Genomic DNA, 21,070 nt, shown 5'->3' on the forward strand with positions numbered 1-21,070 from the left:
CTAGCGCAGGATCTCGAGCATTGCGGCGGCGGCCACCGCCGGCGCAGTGCCCCCTGCCGCCACTTCGTCCCCCAGAGCGGCCATCCGCTCGCGGATCACCGGATCATTGCGCAATCGCGCCAAAAGCCCCTCGCGCACCTCTGCCTCGAACCAGTGACGCGCCTGCTCGGCACGGCGGGCGGCAAAATGCCCCTCGGCCTCGCGCCAACCGGCCAAGGCGCGGATCTCGTCCCATGCGGTCTCGAGGCCCACCTCCTCCAACGCCGACACCGCCATCGCCTTGGGGAACCCCTCCGGGTCCTGCGGACGTTTGCGCAACAGCCTGAGCGCACCTGCATAATCGGCCACCGTGCGCAGCGCCGTCATCTTCAGGTCGCCGTCAGCCTTGTTGACCAGAAGGATATCGGCCATTTCCATGATGCCCCGCTTCACCCCCTGCAGCTCGTCCCCTCCCGCAGGCGCCATCAGAAGAACGAACAGATCGACCATATCGGCCACCAGTGTCTCGGACTGGCCGACGCCCACCGTTTCGATCAGGATCAGATCGAACCCCGCCGCCTCGCAGAGCAGGATCGCCTCGCGGGTGCGCCGCGCGACCCCGCCCAGATGCGCCTGCGACGGCGAGGGCCGGATAAACGCCTTGGGGTCACGCGACAGCAAGTCCATCCGCGTTTTGTCGCCAAGGATCGAGCCGCCCGAGCGCGCCGAGGACGGATCGACGGCCAGCACGGCAACTTTCTTGCCCTGCCCTGTCAGCATCAGCCCGAAGCTCTCGATAAAGGTCGATTTTCCCACACCCGGCGTGCCCGACAATCCGACCCGCAGGGCATGCCCCCTGCCCGCCAGCAGATCCAATAAGCGCAAGGCTTCGGCACGGTGATCGGGACGCTGCGATTCAATCAGCGTGATACCCCGCGCCAGAGCCCGTCTTTCTCCGGCCAGAATGCCGCGCGCCAGATCATCGGCAGTATTGCGCATGGTTCTCCCCCTATCGGCCAATCCTTGCAACCTAGCGTAAAAGAGTGAGTATCTGTGAAACGCTTCCTATTTCTTGCCTCGGCCAAAAGGTATATGTCCAGCCCATAGCCTGAAGAGCTTCAGGTTTCGTCACGACGAAAGGACCGTCATGAGAGCAGGGGTTATGCACAAGATCGTTCTGGCCGGTGCGCTGGCATTGGGGCAGATCGCCACCGGATATGCCGCGCGTGCGGATCAGAGCGACCAGATCACCTTTGATGTCGAGCTGAAGGGTATCAAGGCGGGCGAATTGCTGATTAATGGCAAAATCGAGGGCAATGGCTATGGCGCCAACGGGACGCTGCAGACCACAGGGCTCTTGGGCTTCATCCGCAAGGTGCGTTTTGATGCGACCGCGAACGGCTACATCACCGGCCAGCGTTTCACCCCTACCCGCTATGTCGAGCAAGCCGATACGCCGGACCGGGACCGTGTCTCGACGATGGTCTATAACCGCGGCACGCCGATCTCGGTCAGTCAGGAACCGCCACGCAAGCCGCGCAGCACCGATCTGGACCCGACGCAGCAGCATGGCACGGTCGATCCGCTAACCGCACTCTATTCGGTCCTGCGCTCGGTTCCCGCAGACGAGGCCTGCAACCGCTCCGAGCAGATCTTCGACGGCTCCCGCCGCTCGCAGGTCAAACTGAACGCGCCGCAGAAACAGGGGAATAACGTGATCTGCACCGGCGAATACCGCCGCCTGTCGGGCTTCTCCAAATCGGATATGTCCAAGAAATCGGTCTTCCCTTTCACCCTGACCTATAGTCCCACCGCCAAGGGCCGTCTGGAGGTCAGCCAGATTGCCACCGATACGATCTATGGCGAAGGCCGCCTGATACGGCGCTGAGTTTTGACGACCCTTCCTATCGATACCGTCCTGCCCGAGTTATGCGCCGCGATCGCCCGCGATGGCCGCGCCGTCCTGATGGCGCCGCCCGGCGCGGGCAAGACCACCCGCGTGCCTCTGGCCCTGATGGACCAGATCCGCGGTCGTATCCTGATGCTGGAGCCGCGCCGTCTGGCCGCCCGTGCCGCCGCCGAGCGCATGGCCGACACATTGGGCGAGCCGGTGGGCCAGACCGTGGGCTACCGCATCCGTGGCGAGGCGAAAGTCTCGAAAGCAACCCGTATCGAAGTGGTCACCGAGGGCATCCTGACCCGCATGATCCAGTCCGACCCCGAGCTCTCGGGCGTGGGCTGCGTGATCTTCGACGAATTCCACGAGCGCTCGCTCAATGCCGATCTGGGGCTGGCCTTGGTCTGGGAGGTGCGTGGCGCGCTGCGCGACGATCTCGCCATTGTGGTGATGTCCGCCACGCTTGACGCGGGGCCGGTAGCGGCGATGCTCGATGATGCGCCGGTGGTGGTGTCGGAAGGCCGCGCGTTTCCGGTGGAGACCCGCTGGCTCGACCGTCCCGTGGACCGCACGATGCGGTTTGAACCCGCACTTGCGGGCCTGATCGAGCAGGCCGCCACCGAGACCACGGGCAGCATTCTCGCCTTCCTTCCGGGCGAGGGCGAGATCCGCCGCGTCGAGGCGCTGCTGGCCGGCCGCCTGCCCGCCGATATGACCATCCGTCCGCTCTTTGGCGCGATGGAATTTGCCGCCCAACGCGCGGCCATCGAGCCTGCCAGAACGGGCCGCAAACTGGTTCTGGCAACCTCGATTGCCGAGACCTCGCTGACCATCCAGGATGTGCGTGTGGTGATCGATGGCGGTCGCGCGCGCCGGATGCGCTTTGACGCGGGATCGGGCATGGCGCGTCTGGTGACCGAGCCTGTCAGTCGCGCCGAAGCCGAGCAGCGTCGCGGACGCGCGGGCCGTGTGGCCGAGGGCATCTGTTACCGGCTCTGGACCAAAGGCGCCGAGGGCGCGCTGCCCGCCTTCCCGCCTGCCGAAATCGAGGTGGCCGATCTGTCGGGTCTCGCGCTGGAACTGGCGCAATGGGGCAGCGACGGGTCGGATCTGGCTTTTCTCACGCCGCCCCCCGCGCCCGCATTGGCCGAGGCGCGCGCCCTGCTGGAAAATCTGGGCGCGCTCGATGGCACCAGCCTGACACCGCATGGTCAGGCGCTCGCCCGCCTGCCACTCCATCCCCGCCTCGGGCATATGCTGCTGAAGGCCGGAAAAAGCGCCGCCGATCTGGCCGCCCTGCTGGCCGAGCGCGACCCTCTGCGCGGGGCCCCCGCCGAGCTGACGCTACGCCTGAAAGCGGTCCAGAAACCGCGTGACTTTGCCGCCGATCATCCGTGGCAGCCCCATCGTGGCACGGTGGACCGCATCCGGCAGGAGGCCCGCCGACTGGCGAAGATGGTCGATCATACTACCCCGCTCGAGCCCGCCGAGATGGCCGCACTTGCCTATCCCGACCGTGTGGGCCTGCGCCGCGCGGGCGACCAGCCCCGCTATGTGCTCTCGGGTGGCAAGGGCGTGCAGATCGCCGATACGGACCCGCTGGCCACCGCCCGCCTGATCGTGGCTACTGATACCAATGGTGACCCGCGCGAGGCCATGCTGCGCCAGGGCACCCAGATTTCCGAAGCCCAGATCCGCGGGCTGTTCGGCGCGCAGATCGATTGGGTGGATGTCTGCGAGTGGTCGCGCCGCGAGGGCCGCGTGGTGGCGCGCAAGCAGGAGCGTTTCGGCGCGCTGGTGCTCGATGACCGGATCTGGAAGGACGCCCCGCGCGAAGCGCTGGCCCGCGGGGCGCTGGACGGCATCCGCCAGATCGGGCTGCCATTTTCCGATGCCGCGCGACGCTTCCGCGCCCGTGTGCAGCTTCTGCACGAGGAAGGCGCGGATCTGCCCGCCTTCGATGACGATGCGCTGATGGCGCGCGCCGGGGACTGGCTTCTGCCCTATCTGGGTGGCAAGCGCACCGAAGCCGACCTCCGCCGGATGGATATCACCGACGCGCTGCGCGCAAGCCTCGACTGGGAGCAGCTACAGCTGGTGGACCGCTTGGCCCCTGCGCATTTCGAAACGCCTTTGGGGCGGCGCGTGCCCATCGATTATAGCGGAGAGCACCCCGCCATCGAGATCCGCTTGCAGGAGATGTTCGGTGTGACGGCCCATCCCAGCATCGGTCCCAAACGCCTGCCGTTACGCGTGACGCTCCTCTCGCCCGGCCATAAGGCCATTCAGGTAACGATGGATATTCCGGGCTTCTGGGACGGCTCCTATGCCGATGTGCGCAAGGATATGCGCGGGCGCTACCCCAAACATCCGTGGCCCGAAAACCCGCGCGAGGCCGACCCAACATTGCGCGCCAAACCCCGTTCCCAGTAGACCTCCCCCCAATGGAAAAGGCGGCCCCGCGAGACCGCCTTTTTTAGTTACTTCTTGCCGGGCTTGCCATATTTGGCTTTCGGTTTGCCCTTATCCTTGGGATTCGGCTTGTCCTTGAAAGACTTGCCTGCGGCGGGTTTACCGAATTTCGCAGGTTTTCCCTCGCCGAACTCGTCGCGGCTCTTGAAGGATTTGCGCGGCGCACCATCGTCCGAATCCCCTTTGCGATGCGGCTTCTTGAACTCGCGGTCTCCACGGTCGCCAAAATCGCGACCCTCGGAATGACGGCGCGGGCCACCGGGTTTCTTGTCCCATTTGGCGGGACGCGGGTTCGGACGGTCGAGCCCCTCAGGCGCTTTGTCCAGCACATCCACACCGCATTTATCCTCGAGCGAGCGCTCGGGGCCCACCGATTGCAGGAAACGGTCGGCGGCATCGGCATGGATCTGCACGAAAGTATGGTCGTTCATGATGCGGATCGCACCGATGTCACGGCGGGTCAGATCACCCGCACGGCAGAGCATCGGCAGCAGCCATTTCGGATCGGTGCCGCTGTCACGGCCCATCGACAGACGCATCCATGTCGAGCGCTCAAACTCGACCTTTGCACGCGGCTTCGGCCCGTCCACGCTGATCGGCGTGATATCCTCGGGCGCCGAACGACCGGCACGGAAGGCGCGCACAACGGCGGCGGCCAGCTGTACCTTGTCGAAACGCGCGGCCAGCGCCTGAACGGCGTCATTCTCGTCCGCTTCGATCAGGTCGGTAAGGCTGGGCATTTCCATCATGCGGGCGCTGTCACGCTCCTGCACTTCCTCGGCCGAAGGCGCGGGCGCCCAATCGGCGGTGAGGTTGGCGAATTTCAGGAGGCGCTCTGCCTTGGCCTTGATATTGATCGGCACGACCAGCGCAGACACGCCTTTCGACCCCGCACGACCGGTCCGGCCCGAACGGTGCAGCAGCGCTTCCTTGTTCTGCGGCAGGTCGGCATGGATCACCAGCTCGAGGCCCGGAAGGTCGATACCGCGTGCGGCCACGTCCGTGGCGATACAGACGCGGGCACGGCCATCGCGCATCATCTGCAGCGCGCGCGAACGCTCTTCCTGGCTCAGTTCGCCCGAGAGCGCCACAACGGCAAAGCCACGGTTCAGCAGCTTCGTGGTCAGATGGGTCACCATCGCGCGGGTGCCACAGAAGACGATCGCGTTATGCGCCTCGTAGAAACGCAGCAGGTTGACGATGGCATTCTCGCGGTCCGAGCGGTCCACCACCAGCGCGCGATATTCGATATCGCTGTGCTGGGCCTTGCGGTCGATGGTCGAGATGCGCTGCGCATCTTTCTGGAAGGTACCCGCCAGACGCTCGATCTCGGGCGAGACGGTCGCCGAGAACATCAGCGTGCGGCGTTCTTCGGGCGCCTCGTTGAGGATGAATTCCAGATCCTCGCGGAAGCCCAGATCCAGCATCTCGTCGGCCTCGTCCAGAACCGCGACCTGCAGTTCCGACAGATCCAGCGCGTTACGGCGGATATGATCGCAGATCCGGCCCGGCGTCCCCACGACAATATGCGCCCCGCGTTCCAGCTGACGGCGCTCATTGCGCGGATCCATGCCCCCAACAGCACCCGCGATGATCATACCGGCTTCGGCATAGAGCCATTCCAGCTCGCGCTTCACCTGCAACGCCAACTCGCGCGTCGGCGCGATGACGATGGCGCGCGGCACATCGGCACGGGTGTGCAGCCCTTCGGCCAGAAGCTGGGCCGACATCGCAAGCCCGAAAGCCACGGTCTTGCCCGAGCCGGTCTGTGCCGAGACCAGAAGATCCTGTTCTGCCAGAGCGGGGTCACCCACCGCATGCTGCACGGAGGTGAGGGTTTCGTAGCCCTTCTTTTCCAGCGCGGACTGCAGCGCGGGGTGAATGGCGATATCAATGCTCATGGCGGGGGACTTTCGGGTCTGGAATGGAACGGGCGCACTCAACTGCGGCGCAAGGGGCGGCTCATACGCCCTTTGCGGCCTTCTGTATAGGGGTAATCTGCGCCCTTGGTTACGCGCTCACACCCATTTCGCTATCGGCGGAAGGCTCATCAACACCGCATCGGGGTTGTGACCGGTTTCCAGACCGAATTTCGTGCCGCGATCGTAGACCAGATTGTATTCGGCATAAAGCCCGCGATGGACAAATTGCGTCTCGCGGTCGGCATCGGTCCAGGGCTGGTTGCGGCGTTTCTCGGTCACCGGCACGAATGCCTTGAGGAAGGCACGACCCACATCCTGGGTAAAGGCGAAGTCCTCCTCCCAGTTACCGGTGTTCAGATCGTCATAGAAGATACCGCCCACCCCGCGGGCGCGGTTGCGGTGCGGGATATAGAAATACTCGTCCGCCCATGCCTTGAAACGCGGATAGTAGCTTTCGTCATGCGCATCGCAAGCCGCTTGCATCGCCGCGTGGAACTCGGCGGTGTCGTCTTCATATTCGATACAGGGGTTGAGGTCCGCCCCACCGCCAAACCACCATGCGCCCGGCGTCCAGAACATCCGCGTGTTCATATGGACCGCAGGCGTCTGCGGGTTCTGCATATGCGCCACAAGGCTGATCCCCGAGGCCCAGAAGCGCGGGTCCTGATCCATCCCCGGCACGCCGCGCGCGGCCATCGCCTTTTGCGCGCGCTCGCCCAGAGTGCCCCAGACCGTGGAGATATTTACCCCGACCTTCTCGAACACACGCCCCCCGCGCATGACGCTCATTTTGCCGCCGCCATGATCCTCGCCCTCGGGGCCGGTGCGCACCGTGGGTGTGACCTCGAACCGGCCTGCGGGAATTTCGGCATGGGGACCCGTGACCTGACTGTCCTCAAGCCCCTCGAAGGCCGCAACAATCTGGTCGCGCAAATCGGAAAACCACTGGCTGGCGCGGGATTTCTCATCCGCGAATAGGGGCTGGTCGGTCATGGGCACTCCTTTTCTTGGGCGCAGTCTTAGCGGGCCGCGCTGGCGGGGGCAAATGCCTCTTTCGCATGAGCCCTCTAGCCGCGCGGCCTGCTAAAAGCTAATCTGATCGCCAAAGGAGCCAAGCAATGATCCGCATCTTCTCTCCCGCCATTCTGGGCCTCGGCGCATTGGCGTTTCTGGCCGCCTGCGGCACGCCGCAGGAACGCTGCATCGGCCGCTCCACCAAGGAGATTCGCGTGCTCAACGGGCTGCTCGAAGAGGTCAACAGCAACCTCGCGCGCGGCTACGCATGGGAAAGCTACGAGGTCGAACGCTCGCGCTACACGGTCTGCGGCTATGACGAGCATGTCACCAAGGACGGCAAGAAGATCCGCCGCCCCTATCATTGCTGGCAGGACTATACAGAGACGCTCCAGCGCCGCGTGCCGATCGATCCGGCCTCCGAGACCCGTAAACGTGACGGGCTGGTGGCCAAGATCAAATCGCTCGAGCCGCAGGCGCGCGCCAATATCGCCGCCTGCAAGGTGACCTATCCCGAAACCGAGAGTTGACCGGTCCCCGTCAGAAGACGGGAACCTGCACCGCATCCAGTAGCCCGCGCCCGCCATCGATGCGGATGATCTGGCCGGTGGTGAAGCTGGCCCCTGACGAGGCAAGGAACTGCACCGTTTCGGCCAGCTCGCTCGGCGCCGCGATCCGGCCCAAAGGCGTGCCCCCGATGATCTCCTCGCGCCATTCGGAGTTTTCCTTCAGCGCGTCCTGCAGCGAACGGCTCATGACAGAGGCGAAGCTGACCCCGTTCACGCGGATACGATGCGGCGCAAGCGCCACCGCCAGTCCGCGCACGGCCTGTTCCTGCGCGGCGCAGGCAATGGAATAGGCCAGCGTCTCGGGTTGCGAGCGGGTCGAGGCCAGCGTCGAGATATTGACGATGGAGCCGATCTCGCCCTCGGTCCGCCCGTCCTTCTCGGCCTGCGCGATCATGCGCTTGGCGGTCAGCTGCGAGATCCGCAGCGAGGATTTCATGTTCTGGCTCAGCATGTCGTCGAGCACGGTCTGGTCGGGGTCAAGCGGATCGCAGGGCGTGAAGCTGCGGTTCGTGTTCACCAGAATATCGATCCGGTCAAACGCATCGATCGTGGCCGACAGAAGGTTGGCGACATTCAGCTTCTGGCACAGATCGCCTGCAAAGATCCGCACCGGACCTTCCGAGGTATCGGTGTCGGCAAATTCATCCTTCAGACGGCTCTCGTCGATATCGGCGAACATCACATTGGCACCGCGGTCCACGAAATGGCGCGCGATGGCGAGCCCGATCCCGTGGGCGGCGCCCGTCACGATGGCAGTCTTGCCGGAAATGGAAAGCGACATGCAGTCTCCTGCGGAGTGGTTGAAGCAAAGACGCGGCCGGTTAGCGGCCGCGTTTCGTCTGTGTAGGGGCAGCCTTGGCGACCTGCGACTTGCTCAGCGGCTTTTCGGCGAAGAACAGTTTGAACTGGGTATTGCCACCGATTTCCTCGACATGGTGGAACACCTGCCTGAGCGTGTCCTCATAGGGAAGATGGCGGTTGGCGACCATCCATAGCTTGCCTGAAAGCGACAGGATAGAGGCTGCTTTACGGATAAAGGCCTGACCGAGGTTCGGATCGCCCGCATGGCCCACATGGAAGGGCGGGTTCATGACGATCCCCGAATAGCGGGCGGCGGGCTCGAAGCCCGTGACATCTTCCCAATGGAAGCTTGCACGCTGATCGGTGATATTCTGCTTGGCGCAGTCAAGGGCTGCAAAATCTGCCTCGACCAGATCGAGCGTCTCGACCCCCTCGCGAGCGAGAATCTGCGCCGAGAGCCAGCCCCAGCCCGCCCCCAGATCGGCCATACGCGCCGGAAGGCGTCCGGGCAGCGCCTGCGCCAGCAGTGCCGAGCCTGCATCGACCTTATCGGCCGAAAACACGCCCGGTGTGGTAACGAATCCCTCTGTCGGGGTCTGGGCCTGCACGACCCACTCGTCCAGCACATCGCGCCGCGCGGCAAAGCGGAACACCTTGCCATGCGCCTTGGCGATGGCGCTTGAGGGCGAAACCAGTGGTTTGAGGGATTTCAGAACCGAATCCACCCCGTCATTCTTGGCACCGTCCACGAGGATCATACCGCCCTCCGCGACCAGGGCGCAGAGACGGGCCAGCGCGTTGCGGGCCTCCTGCTTGGCGCGCGGCAGAAAGAGGACTGCCGCCGCATATCCCGTGCTTTGAGGCGCGGGGCTGACGGTATAGCCACGGGCCGAAAGCCCCGCATGATCAGGGGCAAACCCCTGCACCAGCTCCAGCCTGTCCTTGGGCAGATCGGAAAGATCGGTATCGGCCAGAGCACCGAGCACGAGGATCGTGCCCGTCTCCGGCAGGGGCGCCTGTTCGAGCGCCAGCGAAAGTCGCGGATGTGTCATTGGGTTCGTCGCGGAAGGCCGCGCTCATTCCTTTTCCATCGTGCATTGCAGAGGGTGCTGGTGGCGGCGGGCGAAATCCATCACCTGCGCAACCTTGGTCTCGGCAATCTCGAAAGAGAACACCCCCACCACAGCCAGCCCCTTCTTGTGCACGGTCAACATGATCTCGAAGGCCTGCGCATGATTGAGCCCGAAGAAACGTTCGAGGATATGCACCACGAATTCCATCGGCGTATAGTCATCATTGAGCAGCATCACCTTATATAACGGAGGCTTACGGGTCTTGGGCCGCGTTTTCGTGGCCAGACCGGCATCGCCGTCATTGCCATTCTCGTCGTCGGCCATCATGCTGAACGGCTTGAAGTCGCCTGTCATCATCGCTTTTCCCGGGTTCCGAATATCTCAGGTCTTGTGGCGAATATAGGAAGACGGGAGCAGAAGAAAACCCTTTCTGCCCCGGCTCGCAATTCGAAATGTAATCTCTTACCCGACAATAGGAAGGAAACAGGGCCAATGACAATGCTGGGTTTCGATGCCGATGACACGCTATGGCATAACGAGCGGTTCTTCACGCTTACTCAGGCGCGATTTGCTGAATTGATGGGCGATTTTGCCGGACGGGATCATCTGGAGGACCGCCTTCTGGCCGCTGAGCGCCGAAATATCGGACGCTATGGCTTTGGGGTAAAAGGATTTACGCTCTCGATGATCGAAACCGCGATCGAGGTTTCGAAGGCACGGGTCAGCGCCACGGTGATCGCCGAGCTGTTGGAGGCGGGCCGCGAAATGCTAGCGCATCCGATCGAGCTGCTGCCGCATGTGGAAACCACGATCACCACCCTCGCCGCATCGTATAAACTCGTGCTGATCACAAAAGGCGATCTGCTCGATCAGGAACGCAAGCTGGCACAATCCGGGCTTGGACCGTGTTTTCAGGCGGTCGAGGTGGTGTCGGAGAAAACGCCCGAGATCTATACCCGCATTTTTGACCGTCACGGTATGGGGGTCCGACAGGGCATCATGGTGGGCAACTCCATGAAATCGGACATCCTCCCGATGCTCGAGGCCGGTGGGCGCGCCATCCACATTCCCGATCGGGGGGTCACATGGGCGCTCGATCATGCCGAGGCCCCCGCCTCCCATCCGCGCCTGTTAACACTCGAATCGATGGAAAATCTTGCCGAGGCTCTGCACAAATTCGCGCTCGAGTGAATCCCTTCGAGTAAAAAACACTCACTGCCCCGTGAACGAGGCTTGACTGCCGCAAGGGAATATAAGGTTAAGGATCAGTTAACAACACAACTTGAGGTATCGCAACCCATTGCAACCACCACATGATGTGGTGATGCAGGAAAAACGCAGTTAATGTGATTTGAACTTCCTAATTTTCACATTCAATCCTCCGTGCTATCTTTCCAATCATAAGCCCCGGTCAAAAAACAACGGGGCATCGAGGCAGATATAAGGATAAGAACCGTGACCACGCTTTCGCGCTGGATCCGAGCAGGGGTATGCGCGTTCTTCACATTGGTGCTTTTGCCGCTGGCCGTTCAAGCCGCGCCCTTTGCTGCCTATGTGATGGACATGCGCTCTGGTGAGGTCCTCTACGAGAAAAACGCCGACACGCGACTCTACCCCGCGTCGCTTACGAAAATGATGACGCTCTACATCACCTTTCAGGCCATTGAAGCCGGTGAGGTGAGCCTCGACAGCGAAATCACGGTGTCGAAGAATGCTGCCTCGCAACCGCCCTCGCGTCTGGGGCTGCGCGCCGGACAGAAGATCAAACTGCGCTATCTGATCCGCGCCGCCGCCGTGAAATCCGCAAACGATGCGGCTGCCGCGATCGGCGATGCGCTGGGTGGCAACGAGGAGAACTGGGCCGCGCGGATGACCGCCACTGCCAAGACCCTCGGCATGAAAAACTCGACCTTCAAGAATGCCAACGGTCTGACCCGCGAGGGACACCTCTCCAGCGCCCATGACATGACCATTCTGGGCCGTCACCTGTTTTATGATTTTCCGCAATATTACAATATCTTCTCGCGCCGCTCCGCTGATGCGGGCATGAAGACCGTCTACTCCACCAACCGTCGTTTCCTCGATGCCTATAAAGGCGCCGACGGGATCAAGACGGGCTATACCGTGGCATCCGGGTTCAACCTGACGGCTTCGGCACAGCGTGGCAATGACCGTATCATCGCGACCGTCTTCGGCGGCACCTCGACCGCCCAGCGGAACGCGAAGATGATGGAGCTCCTTGATCTGGGCTTCAAGCGCGTGAATGAGAACAGCCCGCTGCGCCGCCCCGATGCCCCCGAAATCATCGATCTCAACCGTCCGACCCGCGGTCTTCTCGTGGCGAACGGTCCGATGCAGAGCAGCCCGCGCCCGCTTGTCCGCCCCGGTGCGACCTCGCATGACGCGGATGCGATTGCCGCCGCCGTGGCCGTGGCAAATGCCGACCCCGCGCCCGAGACCAGCCCTGTCGATGCCGATGCGGTGGACGAGGCCGTGACCATGGCCTCTGCCGAGGCGCTTGATGCCAGCCCCCGTCCCGTTCTGGCGCCCAACCGAGCCGTGGCGCAAGCCGCACCGGTCGAGGCTCCTGTCGAGGATCTGGCGGGAGAGGAGGTTCAGGTTGCCGCAGCTGAAACCGGCGCCGAGGACGGCGCGCCCGACCAGGACGAGGAGCAATTCGCCGGCCAGATCGCGCAGGGCGATACCGATCCGGGCGGTCCGATCTTCCAGCAGACCAGCAAACCGCAACCCGAGACACTCGCTCTGATGGGGAAGGACAAGAAAGCCGATACCGTCATTCTGGCGGCCCTGAACCCGCCGCAGGCCGCAGCCTCCGAGACGCCGCGCGTCGTCGCCCGCGCCTCGACTTCGGGCGGGCGCAACTGGGGCGTGACCATCGGGCTGAAAACATCCGAATTCCACGCCCAGCAGGACATGCTGAAGATCGCGCTGATGGAAAGCGATACGCTGGGCGACGCCCTGCGCAAGGTGGTCAAGCGCAAGCTTGGCTACGAGGCGACCTTTGTGGGCATGAGCCAGCAACAGGCCAGCCTCGCCTGCGCCAGACTGGCCGCGCGCAGCATGGAATGCGGGGTCGTGGGGCCCTGAGCCCCCGCCCCTCTCTGCTTCAACTAAGCGGGCCGCCTCCTATTGGGAAGCGGCCCGTTTTTCTATGCGATGACAGGTCGGGGGGCGCTGACCGGAATCACCGTTTCGGATGGTCATCCCATGCGTTCGAAAGGATGCGCTCGGCATCGCCTTTGGGATCGTCGAACTGGCGGGACTTCAACGCCCAAAAGAATGCCAGAAGCCCAACGCCCCCCAGAACAAGCGAGATCGGGATCAGAAAACCGAGAATCGACATAAGGTAACCTTCCAGAGCCTATTTCATCCGTAAAGAATTAAGAGAGACGGTGATCGAACTGGCCGACATGGCAAGGGCCGCCGCCAGTGGCGTCGCCAGTCCGCAGAGCGCCAGCGGCACCGCGACCAGATTATAGCCGATCGAGATCACGAAATTCTGCTTGATCCGCGCCCGTGCATTGCGGGCCGTCACCACTGCCTGCGCAACCGGCGCAAGGCTCCGTCCCAGCAGCACGATGTCAGACGCCGTGCGCGCCGCATCGAGTGCCGAGGCCGGCGAGATCGAAACGTGGGCCTGCGCGAGCGCGATCGTATCGTTGAGCCCGTCGCCCACCATCAGCGCTGAATGCCCCCCGGATGCCAGATCTGCCAGAATGCGGGCTTTGTCTTCGGGGCGGGCCGCGGCCTGCCAATCGGCTATCCCCAACCGTTCGGCCAAGGCCGCAACCGCGGGCACCGTATCCCCCGACAGAAGCCGGACCGAAAGCCCCAGATCCTGAAGGGCTACAACCGCCTCGGCCGCACCCTCGCGCAGACGGTCCCGATAACGGACCCGGTGGACGCGACCCTCGCCGAGGCAAAGCCACGTCCCCTCGCCCTCCGCCCCGACCCAATCGGCGCGGCCCAGCCGCACGATCCGGCCCCGATACCGCGCCTCGACCCCGCAGCCGGAAACCTCGCGCAGATCATCGAGCGCTGCAGGCATGGTCCCACGCGCAGCCAGCGCCCGGGCCAGCGCCTGCGACAGCGGATGCGACGAGCCCGCAGCCAGGGCCAGCGCCACGCCGCCTGCCGCCTCGCCCAGCCCCTCCAGATCGGCAGGTTCGGGCAGGCCGGTGGTCAGCGTGCCGGTCTTGTCGAAGACCACCGTATCAATCTCGGCCAGCCGCTCGAGCGCGGAGCCGTCCTTCACCAGAAGCCCCTGCCGGAAGAGCCGCCCCGAGGCCGCCGTCACCACCGCAGGCACCGCCAGCCCCAGAGCGCAGGGGCAGGTGATGATCAGCACACTCGCCGCGATATTCAGCGCCAGACGCAGATCGCGCGAGGCCCAGAGCCAGCCGCCAAAGGCCGAAAGCGCCAGCAGATGCACGAGCGGCGTATAGGCGCGGGTCGCGCGTTCGGCGAGCGTGGTGTATTTCGTGCGCGCGCTTTCGGCTGCGGCCACCAGCTGCGCCATCCGGTGGAGCGAGCTGTCTCGCCCTACGGCTGTCAGGCGCACCGTCAGCGGCCCGGTCAGATTGACCTCTCCCGACGCGAGCACAGCCCCCGGCCCCACGCTCACCGGCAAGCTCTCCCCCGTCAGAAGCGAGCGGTCCATTTCGGATCGGCCCTCGATGATCATCCCATCCGCCGCCAGCCGCCCGCCCGCGCGCAGATGCAGATGATCGCCCACGCGCAGATCGGCCACGGGCAATTCGACCTCGGCCCCGTCACGCCACACAAAGGCGCGCGGCACCTCCAACGCGGCCAGCTCCTCGGCGGCAGAGCGCGCCGCCGCCCGCGAGCGGTAATCGAGATATCGTCCGACCAGCAGGAAGAAGATCAGCATGACGGCGGCATCGTAATAGGCATGCCGCCCCGAATGGATCGTCTCGTAAAGCGACATGCCACTGGCCAGAAGGATCGCCAGCGAAATCGGCACATCCATACCCAGACGCCGCCCCCTCAGTGCCCGATAGGCTGAGGCAAAGAAGGGCTGGCCCGCAAAGATCACGGTGGGAAAGGCAATCGCCGCCGAGATCCAGTGGAACATGTCGCGGGTCGCCTCTCCCGCCCCCGACCAGACGGCCACCGACAAAAGCATGATATTCATCATCGCGAATCCCGCGACGCCGATGCGCATCAGATAATCGCGGCCCTGACGGTCGGCCTCGGTCCCCTGCAGCTGGTCGGGGTCCAGCTCATGTGCCTCGACGCCAATCGCCCCCAGCACGCCGACCAAGATGTCGGGCGTCACCCCCTCCGCCCGCACCGCGACCCGTTTGAGCGTCAGGTTCACCCGTGCATCCCGCACCCCCTCGACACCAAGAAGCGCCGTCTCGACATCAGTGATACAGGCCGCACAATGCACCTGTGGCAAGGACAGCATCAGATCGGGCGAAGCCATCCCCCGCCGCGCGATATCCTGCGCCGCGGGTGCGGCGATACAGGCCGGACAGGCCGAGATACGGCTCTCGATATCGGGGGCGGACGTCATCGCCTAGCCCCGCACGAAGAGGTCGATCCGCTGCCGGAAGGGCGTGCCATCGCTCGCTACGGCCTCCAGATGCACGAGCCATGCTCCGGGTGCCAGGTCGAGATCGGTCACATAGGCCCCGTTCACACGCCGGAACACGGGCGTGACATCCTCGCGCGCCATCGTAGTGCGCCCGATAAGTGCCGAGAACTGCGCGATCTGCGCCGGCAGCCCGTCCATCCCCAGAATACGGAAACTCAGCTGGCCATCGGCATATCGAGGCTCCACCCGCCAACCAAGCGCCACCTGCGCCGTGCGCAGCCGGTCGAATTCCTGACTGGCGACATAGGAGTTCGAGACCTCCAGGCCCGGAAAGCTATGGACCGCGTTATAGGCCATGAAGATATTGACCCCGATAATCACCGAGAACGCCCCTATGGTGATGGAAAGCACATGCTTTCCGGTCAGTTCGCGTGTCATCATTGCTGTCCTGCTCCATTGAAGACCGTCTGTTCCGTCACCGAGCCAGCGCCATCGCGTTGGCTGACACGCAAGACCACATCGGAGCGCTTGGCCTGTGCCAGCGCCGTTCCGCGCGCGGCCTCGAGGTAGAGCCGCGCCGAGAGCGTGGCATCGGGGGCCACCTCGACCACCCCGCCTGCATGCCCCTCGACCGATGCCACCAGCCCCTCAACCGGCTGGCCATCCGGCCCCGCGACCGAGATCACATAGGCCGTGGGTGCATGGTCCTTGTTGCGCAAGCGCAGCGTGTAAATGTTACGGATCGTGCCATCGGGCTGGGTCACATAAAGCGGCGAGCGGCTGGGGGTCACGTTGAACTCGATGGGCGAGCGCATCAGAAGCGCCACGACAAGCCCTACACCGATCCCGCCCCAAAGCAGGAAATAGATGATCGTGCGCAGGCGGAAGATGTGGCGCCACGGGCTGACACGGGCCTCTCCACGCTTCTCGCGTTCTTCATCGCGCAGCGCCATATAGCCGATCAGCCCGCGCGGCTGGTCCGTTTTATCCATGATTTCGTTGCAGGCATCGATACAGAGCCCGCATGTGATGCACTCCATCTGCTGGCCATTGCGGATATCGATCCCCATCGGGCAGACCGCGACACAAGCATTGCAATCGATACAATCGCCCTGCGCCGCGTCGAGTTTCACGCCTTTCTTCAGCTTGCCACGTGGCTCGCCGCGCCAGTCGCGATAGCCGATGGTCAGCGTATCCTCATCCATCATCGCCGCCTGGATGCGCGGCCACGGGCAGGCATAGATACAGATCTGCTCGCGGGCAAACCCGCCAAAGAAGAAGGTCGTGGCGGTCAGGAAGGCCATCGTCAGATAGGCCACCAACGCCGCTTGGCCCGTGACCAGATCGCGCATCAGGGTGGGAGCGTCGGCGAAATAGAACACCCATGCGCCCCCCGTCCCCAGCGCGATCACCAGCCATAGCGCCCATTTGAGGGCGCGTTTGCGGATCTTCTCGGCGCCCCATGGCGCGCGCAACAGGCGGATCTGGGCGTTACGATCGCCCTCCACCCATCGCTCGACATGCATGAAAAGATCGGTCCAGACCGTCTGCGGACAGGCATAGCCGCACCAGACCCGCCCCATCGCGGCGGTAAACAGGAACAGCCCCAGCCCCGCCATGATCAGAAGCCCCGCCACGAAATAGAATTCATGCGGCCAGATCTCGATCATGAAGAAGAAAAACCGACGGTTCGCCAGATCCACTAGCACCGCCTGATCGGGCAGCGCCGGACCGCGGTCCCAACGGATCCACGGCAGGAGGTAATAGACCCCGAGCATCACCGCCATCAGCCCCCATTTCAGCTGCCGGAAACGGCCACGCACATGGCGCGGAAAAACGGGTTCGCGGCTGGTATAAAGGGGCGGCGGGGCAACAGGGTCTGGCATGCTCATGTTGCGGTCTCCTCGGATCGGTCTGCGCGTTGGTCCTCAATGCGCGTTTGCGGTCCGTGCTTCTTTGACATGCGTCAAAATCGCGATTTCGGATGCATTTTTCCCGATGCGATGGCGCCGGATAAAAAAGCGCCCCGGGCAAAGCTCCGGAGCGCGCGCGACAGGACGTCGCGAAGGTCAGGGACAAAAAACACCGGCACCCTGCATATGAAACGCGCGAACGGGACAGGGTGCCGGTGAGCCCCGCAGCCGCGCCCTATCCGCGGCCACGGGGATCTGGTGGGGAGCGGCTTACTGCCCGCCCCCGAGCCCGTGGACATAAGAGGCCACTGCGCGGATCTCGGCCTCGCTCAGGCGGGCGTTCCAGTTGGGCATGACGCCTGCGCGGGCCTCACGGACCGTTTGGGTAAGGGTTGCGACATCGCCTCCATAGAGCCAGACCGCATCCGTCAGATTGGGTGCGCCCTGCGACGGGTCGCCCTTGCCCGCATCACCATGGCAGGCGGTGCAATTCTCGGCAAAGACGGTGGCCCCTTCGGAGGCCAGCGCCGGATCGGCCTCCTGCCCCGAAATCTGGCGGACAAACTGCACCACCTGATCGATCTGCGCCTCTTCCAGAATGCCATCCGTTCCAAAAGCAGGCATCTGGCTGAAGCGCGCCTCGGGGTCATCCGCATTACGGATACCATGGGTTACGGTGGTGTAGATATCACCGATCCTGCCGCCCCAGAGCCAGTCGCTATCGAGCAGGTTCGGATAGCCCAGCCCCTGCTGGCCTCCCGCCCCCGCACCATGGCATTGCGCACACCATGTCTGGAAGACGGCCGCGCCCGCATTCTGGGTATAGTTCGCAAGCTCCGGATCGGAGGCGATCGCCCCCAGATCCGCGGCCACGAGCCGCGCCTCGACGGGGGCATTCAGCGCGTCGAACCGCTCCAGATCGGCGGCCAGATCGGCACGGGTCGATTTGTGCAACAAACCCGGTGTCGCCCCATTCAGGAGCGGCCATGCGGGCATCGCGACCGTATAGCCGAGCGCGAAAAGGATGCAGGCATAGAAGGTCCAGAGCCACCAACGCGGTAGCGGATTGTTGAACTCCTCGATTCCGTCCCAGCTATGGCCGGTCGTCGACGGGTCGTCGGGCAGGTTCTTGTTCAGCTTGCTCATTGATCCAACTCCCTTTTGGCCAACCCGCTTGGGGCCGTTGCGGGATGGTCCTCGTGGCGGAAGGGAATGGCGGCACTGTCGGCCTGCGATTTGCGCGCTCCCGGACGGAAGGCCCAGAGGATGGCAATCACGAACATCGCCACCATGAACAGGAGCATCCAGCTATCGGCGAATTCGCGGAAGATATGATAATCCATCTCGCTCTCCTCAGCGGCTCGGTGCGGGTTCGAAGGTCGAGAAATCGACCATCGTGCCCAGCACCTGCAGGTAGGCCACCAGCGCATCCATCTCGGTCACGGCAGGCTGGCCATCGAAATTGCGCACATTCACCCGCGCGTCATAGCGGGCGAAAAGACCATCGGTATCGGCATAGGGGTCCAGCTGGGCCGCGAAATCCGTCTTGGCCGCCTCGATCATGTCGGAGGTATAGGGCACCCCGACCAACGCGTCGGTTTCCAGACGTTCTTCCAGATGGCCGGTATCGAGGAGCCTATGCTTGAGGAAGCCGTATTTCGGCATCACCGATTCCGGCACCACCGATTGCGGGTCGCTCAGGTGATCGACATGCCACGCATCCGAATAGCGCCCGCCAACCCGCGCCAGATCGGGGCCGGTGCGCTTGGAGCCCCATTGGAACGGGTGGTCATACATCGATTCCGCGGCCAGCGAGTAATGCCCGTAGCGCTCGTATTCGTCACGCATCGGACGGATCATCTGGCTGTGGCAGACATAGCAACCCTCGCGGATATAGATATCGCGGCCGGTCAACTCGAGCGGAGTGTAGGGACGCACGCCCTCGACCTTCTCGATCGTGTTCTCGAGATAGAAGAGCGGGGCGATTTCAACGATGCCGCCGATAGTGACCACGAGGAAGGAGCCGATCAAAAGAAGCGTCGCGTTCTTCTCGATGATCCCGTGTTTATCCAGAATGGACATAGGTCTGTCTCCTTACTCTGCCGCAACGGCGTGGGCGGCAACGCGCGCTTTCGGTTGCTTGGCGACCGTCGCCCAGAGGTTCCATGCCATGATCAGCGAGCCGGTCAGATACATCACGCCCCCCAGAGCCCGGACGACATACATCGGGAATTTGGCAGCCACCGTGTCGGCGAAGGAGTTCACGAGGAAGCCCTGCGCATCGACCTCGCGCCACATCAGGCCCTCCATGATCCCCGTGACCCACATCGAGGCCGCGTAGAGCACGATCCCGATAGTGGCGAGCCAGAAATGCCAGCTTACGGCTTTGAGCGAATAGAGCGCCTCGCGTTTCCACAGTTTCGGCACAAGGAAATAGAGCATCCCGAAGGTGATCATCCCGTTCCAGCCGAGCGCGCCCGAATGCACATGGCCGATGGTCCAGTCCGTATAATGCGAGAGCGAGTTGACCGCCTTGATCGACATCATCGGGCCCTCGAAGGTGGACATGCCGTAAAAGCCGATCGACACCACCATCATGCGGATCACCGGATCGGTGCGCAGCTTGTCCCAGGCGCCCGAGAGCGTCATCAGACCGTTGATCATACCGCCCCACGAGGGCATCCACAGCATGATCGAGAACACCATCCCCAGCGTCGAGGCCCAATCGGGCAGCGCGGTATAATGCAGATGGTGCGGACCAGCCCAGATATAGAGGAAGATCAGCGCCCAGAAGTGGATGATCGAGAGTTTGTAGGAATAGACGGGACGCCCCGCCTGTTTGGGTACGAAGTAATACATCATGCCGAGGAAGCCTGCGGTCAGGAAGAAGCCCACCGCGTTATGGCCATACCACCATTGCGTCATCGCATCCTGCACACCCGCAAACAGCTGCACCGATTTCGACCCGAAGACCGAGACGGGCACCGCGAGGTTATTGACGATATGCAGCATTGCCACGGTCACGATGAAAGAGAGGTAGAACCAGTTGGCCACATAGATATGTGGCTCGCGGCGCTTGAGGATCGTGCCGAGGAAAGTGATCAGATAAGCCACCCAGACCACGGTCAGCCACAGGTCCACATACCATTCGGGCTCGGCATATTCCTTCGATTGCGTGGCCCCGAGGATATAGCCCGAGGCCGCCAGAACGATGAACAGGTTATAGCCCCAGAACACGAACCAGCCGAGGCTGCCGCCAAAGAGACGTGCGGCGGAAGTTCGTTGCACCACATAGTAGGACGACGCGATCAGGGCGTTACCGCCAAAGGCGAAGATCACTGCCGAGGTATGCAGGGGCCGCAGCTTTCCGAAATTCAGATAGCCCTGAGCCCATTCGAAATTCAGCGCCGGAAAGGCCAGCTGGAAGGCGATAAAGACCGCGACCAGAAACCCCACGAGCCCCCAGAATACCGTCGCCACCACGCCATAGCGGATGACACTATCGAAATACTCGGTCTGCGAGACGGGGCTGGTTTTCTCCATGCCCCGCATCACCCAGATCAATGCGATCACTGCCGCCACGAATACTTCGATCGCATTCACGGTATAGGCGAGATCGCGACCATAGCTTGCGGCGATCGCCGCCAGAACGGCGACAAGGCCCAGCATGGCAAGCTTGAGGTAATCCCACATATTGCGTCCCTTTGTCTTATTCTGCCCTGCACGAAGGAATGCGGGCACGACTTCAGTCCCTTTTGCGGGGAGGCCGATCACACTGCCTTGATCTGCATCAACTGTTCGGGAGCATAAAAAACGGGTCTGCGATCCATGATTTGATCTTGGTCAAAG

19 protein-coding genes are annotated in these 21,070 nt (G+C 63.2%); 5 read left to right on the forward strand and 14 right to left on the reverse strand.

All coding sequences use genetic code 11. The features are described from left to right. Complete coding sequence (gene meaB, locus WDB91_RS02170; RefSeq protein WP_339113528.1) at positions 1-978, reverse strand: methylmalonyl Co-A mutase-associated GTPase MeaB; 978 nt, start codon at positions 976-978, stop codon at positions 1-3. Between the two features lie 163 nt (positions 979-1,141). Here meaB and WDB91_RS02175 point away from each other — a divergent pair, with 163 nt between their 5' ends. Together WDB91_RS02175 and hrpB are read left to right on the forward strand one after the other, a co-directional pair. Continuing rightward, positions 1,142-1,867, forward strand: a complete 726-nt coding sequence (locus WDB91_RS02175) for a DUF3108 domain-containing protein (RefSeq protein WP_339113529.1) — start codon at positions 1,142-1,144, stop codon at positions 1,865-1,867. 3 nt (positions 1,868-1,870) lie between these two features. Beyond that, entirely contained in the window at positions 1,871-4,309 is a 2,439-nt protein-coding gene (hrpB, locus tag WDB91_RS02180; protein WP_339113530.1) for an ATP-dependent helicase HrpB, read from the forward strand. A 47-nt stretch (positions 4,310-4,356) separates the two neighbouring features. Here the strand turns inward: hrpB and WDB91_RS02185 are convergent, their stop codons facing one another. Continuing rightward, the gene (locus WDB91_RS02185) at positions 4,357-6,249 is read right to left on the reverse strand and encodes a DEAD/DEAH box helicase (RefSeq protein ID WP_339113531.1); all 1,893 of its coding nucleotides are present in this window, start codon (positions 6,247-6,249) and stop codon (positions 4,357-4,359) included. Between the two features lie 117 nt (positions 6,250-6,366). Then, entirely contained in the window at positions 6,367-7,263 is an 897-nt protein-coding gene (gene hemF, locus WDB91_RS02190; protein WP_339113532.1) for an oxygen-dependent coproporphyrinogen oxidase, read from the reverse strand. Positions 7,264-7,388: 125 nt separating this feature from the next. Between hemF and WDB91_RS02195 the strand changes: the two genes are divergently transcribed. After that, the gene (locus WDB91_RS02195) at positions 7,389-7,814 is read left to right on the forward strand and encodes a hypothetical protein (protein WP_339113533.1); all 426 of its coding nucleotides are present in this window, start codon (positions 7,389-7,391) and stop codon (positions 7,812-7,814) included. A gap of 10 nt (positions 7,815-7,824) precedes the next feature. Here WDB91_RS02195 and WDB91_RS02200 read toward each other — a convergent pair whose 3' ends face one another. The 3 genes from WDB91_RS02200 to clpS are packed head-to-tail and all read right to left on the reverse strand — an operon-like array spanning position 7,825 to position 10,054. Then, on the reverse strand, positions 7,825-8,634 hold the full coding sequence (locus tag WDB91_RS02200) for an SDR family oxidoreductase (RefSeq protein ID WP_339113534.1): 810 nt from the start codon (positions 8,632-8,634) through the stop codon (positions 7,825-7,827). 40 nt (positions 8,635-8,674) lie between these two features. Then, a complete protein-coding gene (locus WDB91_RS02205; protein WP_339113535.1) occupies positions 8,675-9,706 on the reverse strand; it encodes a class I SAM-dependent methyltransferase in 1,032 nt (343 codons plus the stop codon). A gap of 24 nt (positions 9,707-9,730) precedes the next feature. Further along, positions 9,731-10,054 carry an ATP-dependent Clp protease adapter ClpS gene (clpS, locus tag WDB91_RS02210; protein ID WP_339114435.1) on the reverse strand — a complete coding sequence of 108 codons (324 nt, stop codon included), beginning with the start codon at positions 10,052-10,054 and terminating at the stop codon, positions 9,731-9,733. A 165-nt stretch (positions 10,055-10,219) separates the two neighbouring features. Here clpS and WDB91_RS02215 point away from each other — a divergent pair, with 165 nt between their 5' ends. Further along, positions 10,220-10,918: an HAD family hydrolase gene (locus tag WDB91_RS02215; RefSeq protein ID WP_339113536.1), complete on the forward strand. Its 699-nt coding sequence runs from the start codon at positions 10,220-10,222 to the stop codon at positions 10,916-10,918. A gap of 366 nt (positions 10,919-11,284) precedes the next feature. Continuing rightward, positions 11,285-12,835: a D-alanyl-D-alanine carboxypeptidase family protein gene (locus tag WDB91_RS02220; RefSeq protein ID WP_339114436.1), complete on the forward strand. Its 1,551-nt coding sequence runs from the start codon at positions 11,285-11,287 to the stop codon at positions 12,833-12,835. 97 nt (positions 12,836-12,932) lie between these two features. Here WDB91_RS02220 and ccoS read toward each other — a convergent pair whose 3' ends face one another. From ccoS to ccoN, 8 genes are all read right to left on the reverse strand, one after another. Then, on the reverse strand, positions 12,933-13,091 hold the full coding sequence (ccoS, locus tag WDB91_RS02225; protein ID WP_339113537.1) for a cbb3-type cytochrome oxidase assembly protein CcoS: 159 nt from the start codon (positions 13,089-13,091) through the stop codon (positions 12,933-12,935). 18 nt (positions 13,092-13,109) lie between these two features. Then, complete coding sequence (locus WDB91_RS02230; RefSeq protein WP_339113538.1) at positions 13,110-15,287, reverse strand: heavy metal translocating P-type ATPase; 2,178 nt, start codon at positions 15,285-15,287, stop codon at positions 13,110-13,112. Between the two features lie 3 nt (positions 15,288-15,290). Beyond that, positions 15,291-15,749 (reverse strand): FixH family protein, encoded by a 459-nt coding sequence (locus WDB91_RS02235; protein ID WP_339113539.1) that lies wholly within the window; start codon positions 15,747-15,749, stop codon positions 15,291-15,293. Next, positions 15,746-17,200, reverse strand: a complete 1,455-nt coding sequence (gene ccoG / locus WDB91_RS02240) for a cytochrome c oxidase accessory protein CcoG (protein WP_339113540.1) — start codon at positions 17,198-17,200, stop codon at positions 15,746-15,748. Before ccoG ends, WDB91_RS02235 begins: the two co-directional genes overlap by 4 nt. A 291-nt stretch (positions 17,201-17,491) precedes the next feature. Further along, positions 17,492-18,367: a cytochrome-c oxidase, cbb3-type subunit III gene (gene ccoP, locus WDB91_RS02245; protein WP_339113541.1), complete on the reverse strand. Its 876-nt coding sequence runs from the start codon at positions 18,365-18,367 to the stop codon at positions 17,492-17,494. Continuing rightward, a complete protein-coding gene (locus tag WDB91_RS02250; protein ID WP_339113542.1) occupies positions 18,364-18,564 on the reverse strand; it encodes a cbb3-type cytochrome c oxidase subunit 3 in 201 nt (66 codons plus the stop codon). Before WDB91_RS02250 ends, ccoP begins: the two co-directional genes overlap by 4 nt. A gap of 10 nt (positions 18,565-18,574) precedes the next feature. Then, positions 18,575-19,303 carry a cytochrome-c oxidase, cbb3-type subunit II gene (gene ccoO, locus WDB91_RS02255; RefSeq protein WP_339113543.1) on the reverse strand — a complete coding sequence of 243 codons (729 nt, stop codon included), beginning with the start codon at positions 19,301-19,303 and terminating at the stop codon, positions 18,575-18,577. A 12-nt stretch (positions 19,304-19,315) separates the two neighbouring features. Beyond that, positions 19,316-20,914: a cytochrome-c oxidase, cbb3-type subunit I gene (gene ccoN / locus WDB91_RS02260; RefSeq protein WP_339113544.1), complete on the reverse strand. Its 1,599-nt coding sequence runs from the start codon at positions 20,912-20,914 to the stop codon at positions 19,316-19,318. Positions 20,915-21,070: the final 156 nt, after the last annotated feature.

The organism is Thioclava sp. GXIMD2076 (genome assembly GCF_037949795.1).
Lineage (GTDB): Bacteria > Pseudomonadota > Alphaproteobacteria > Rhodobacterales > Rhodobacteraceae > Thioclava > Thioclava kandeliae.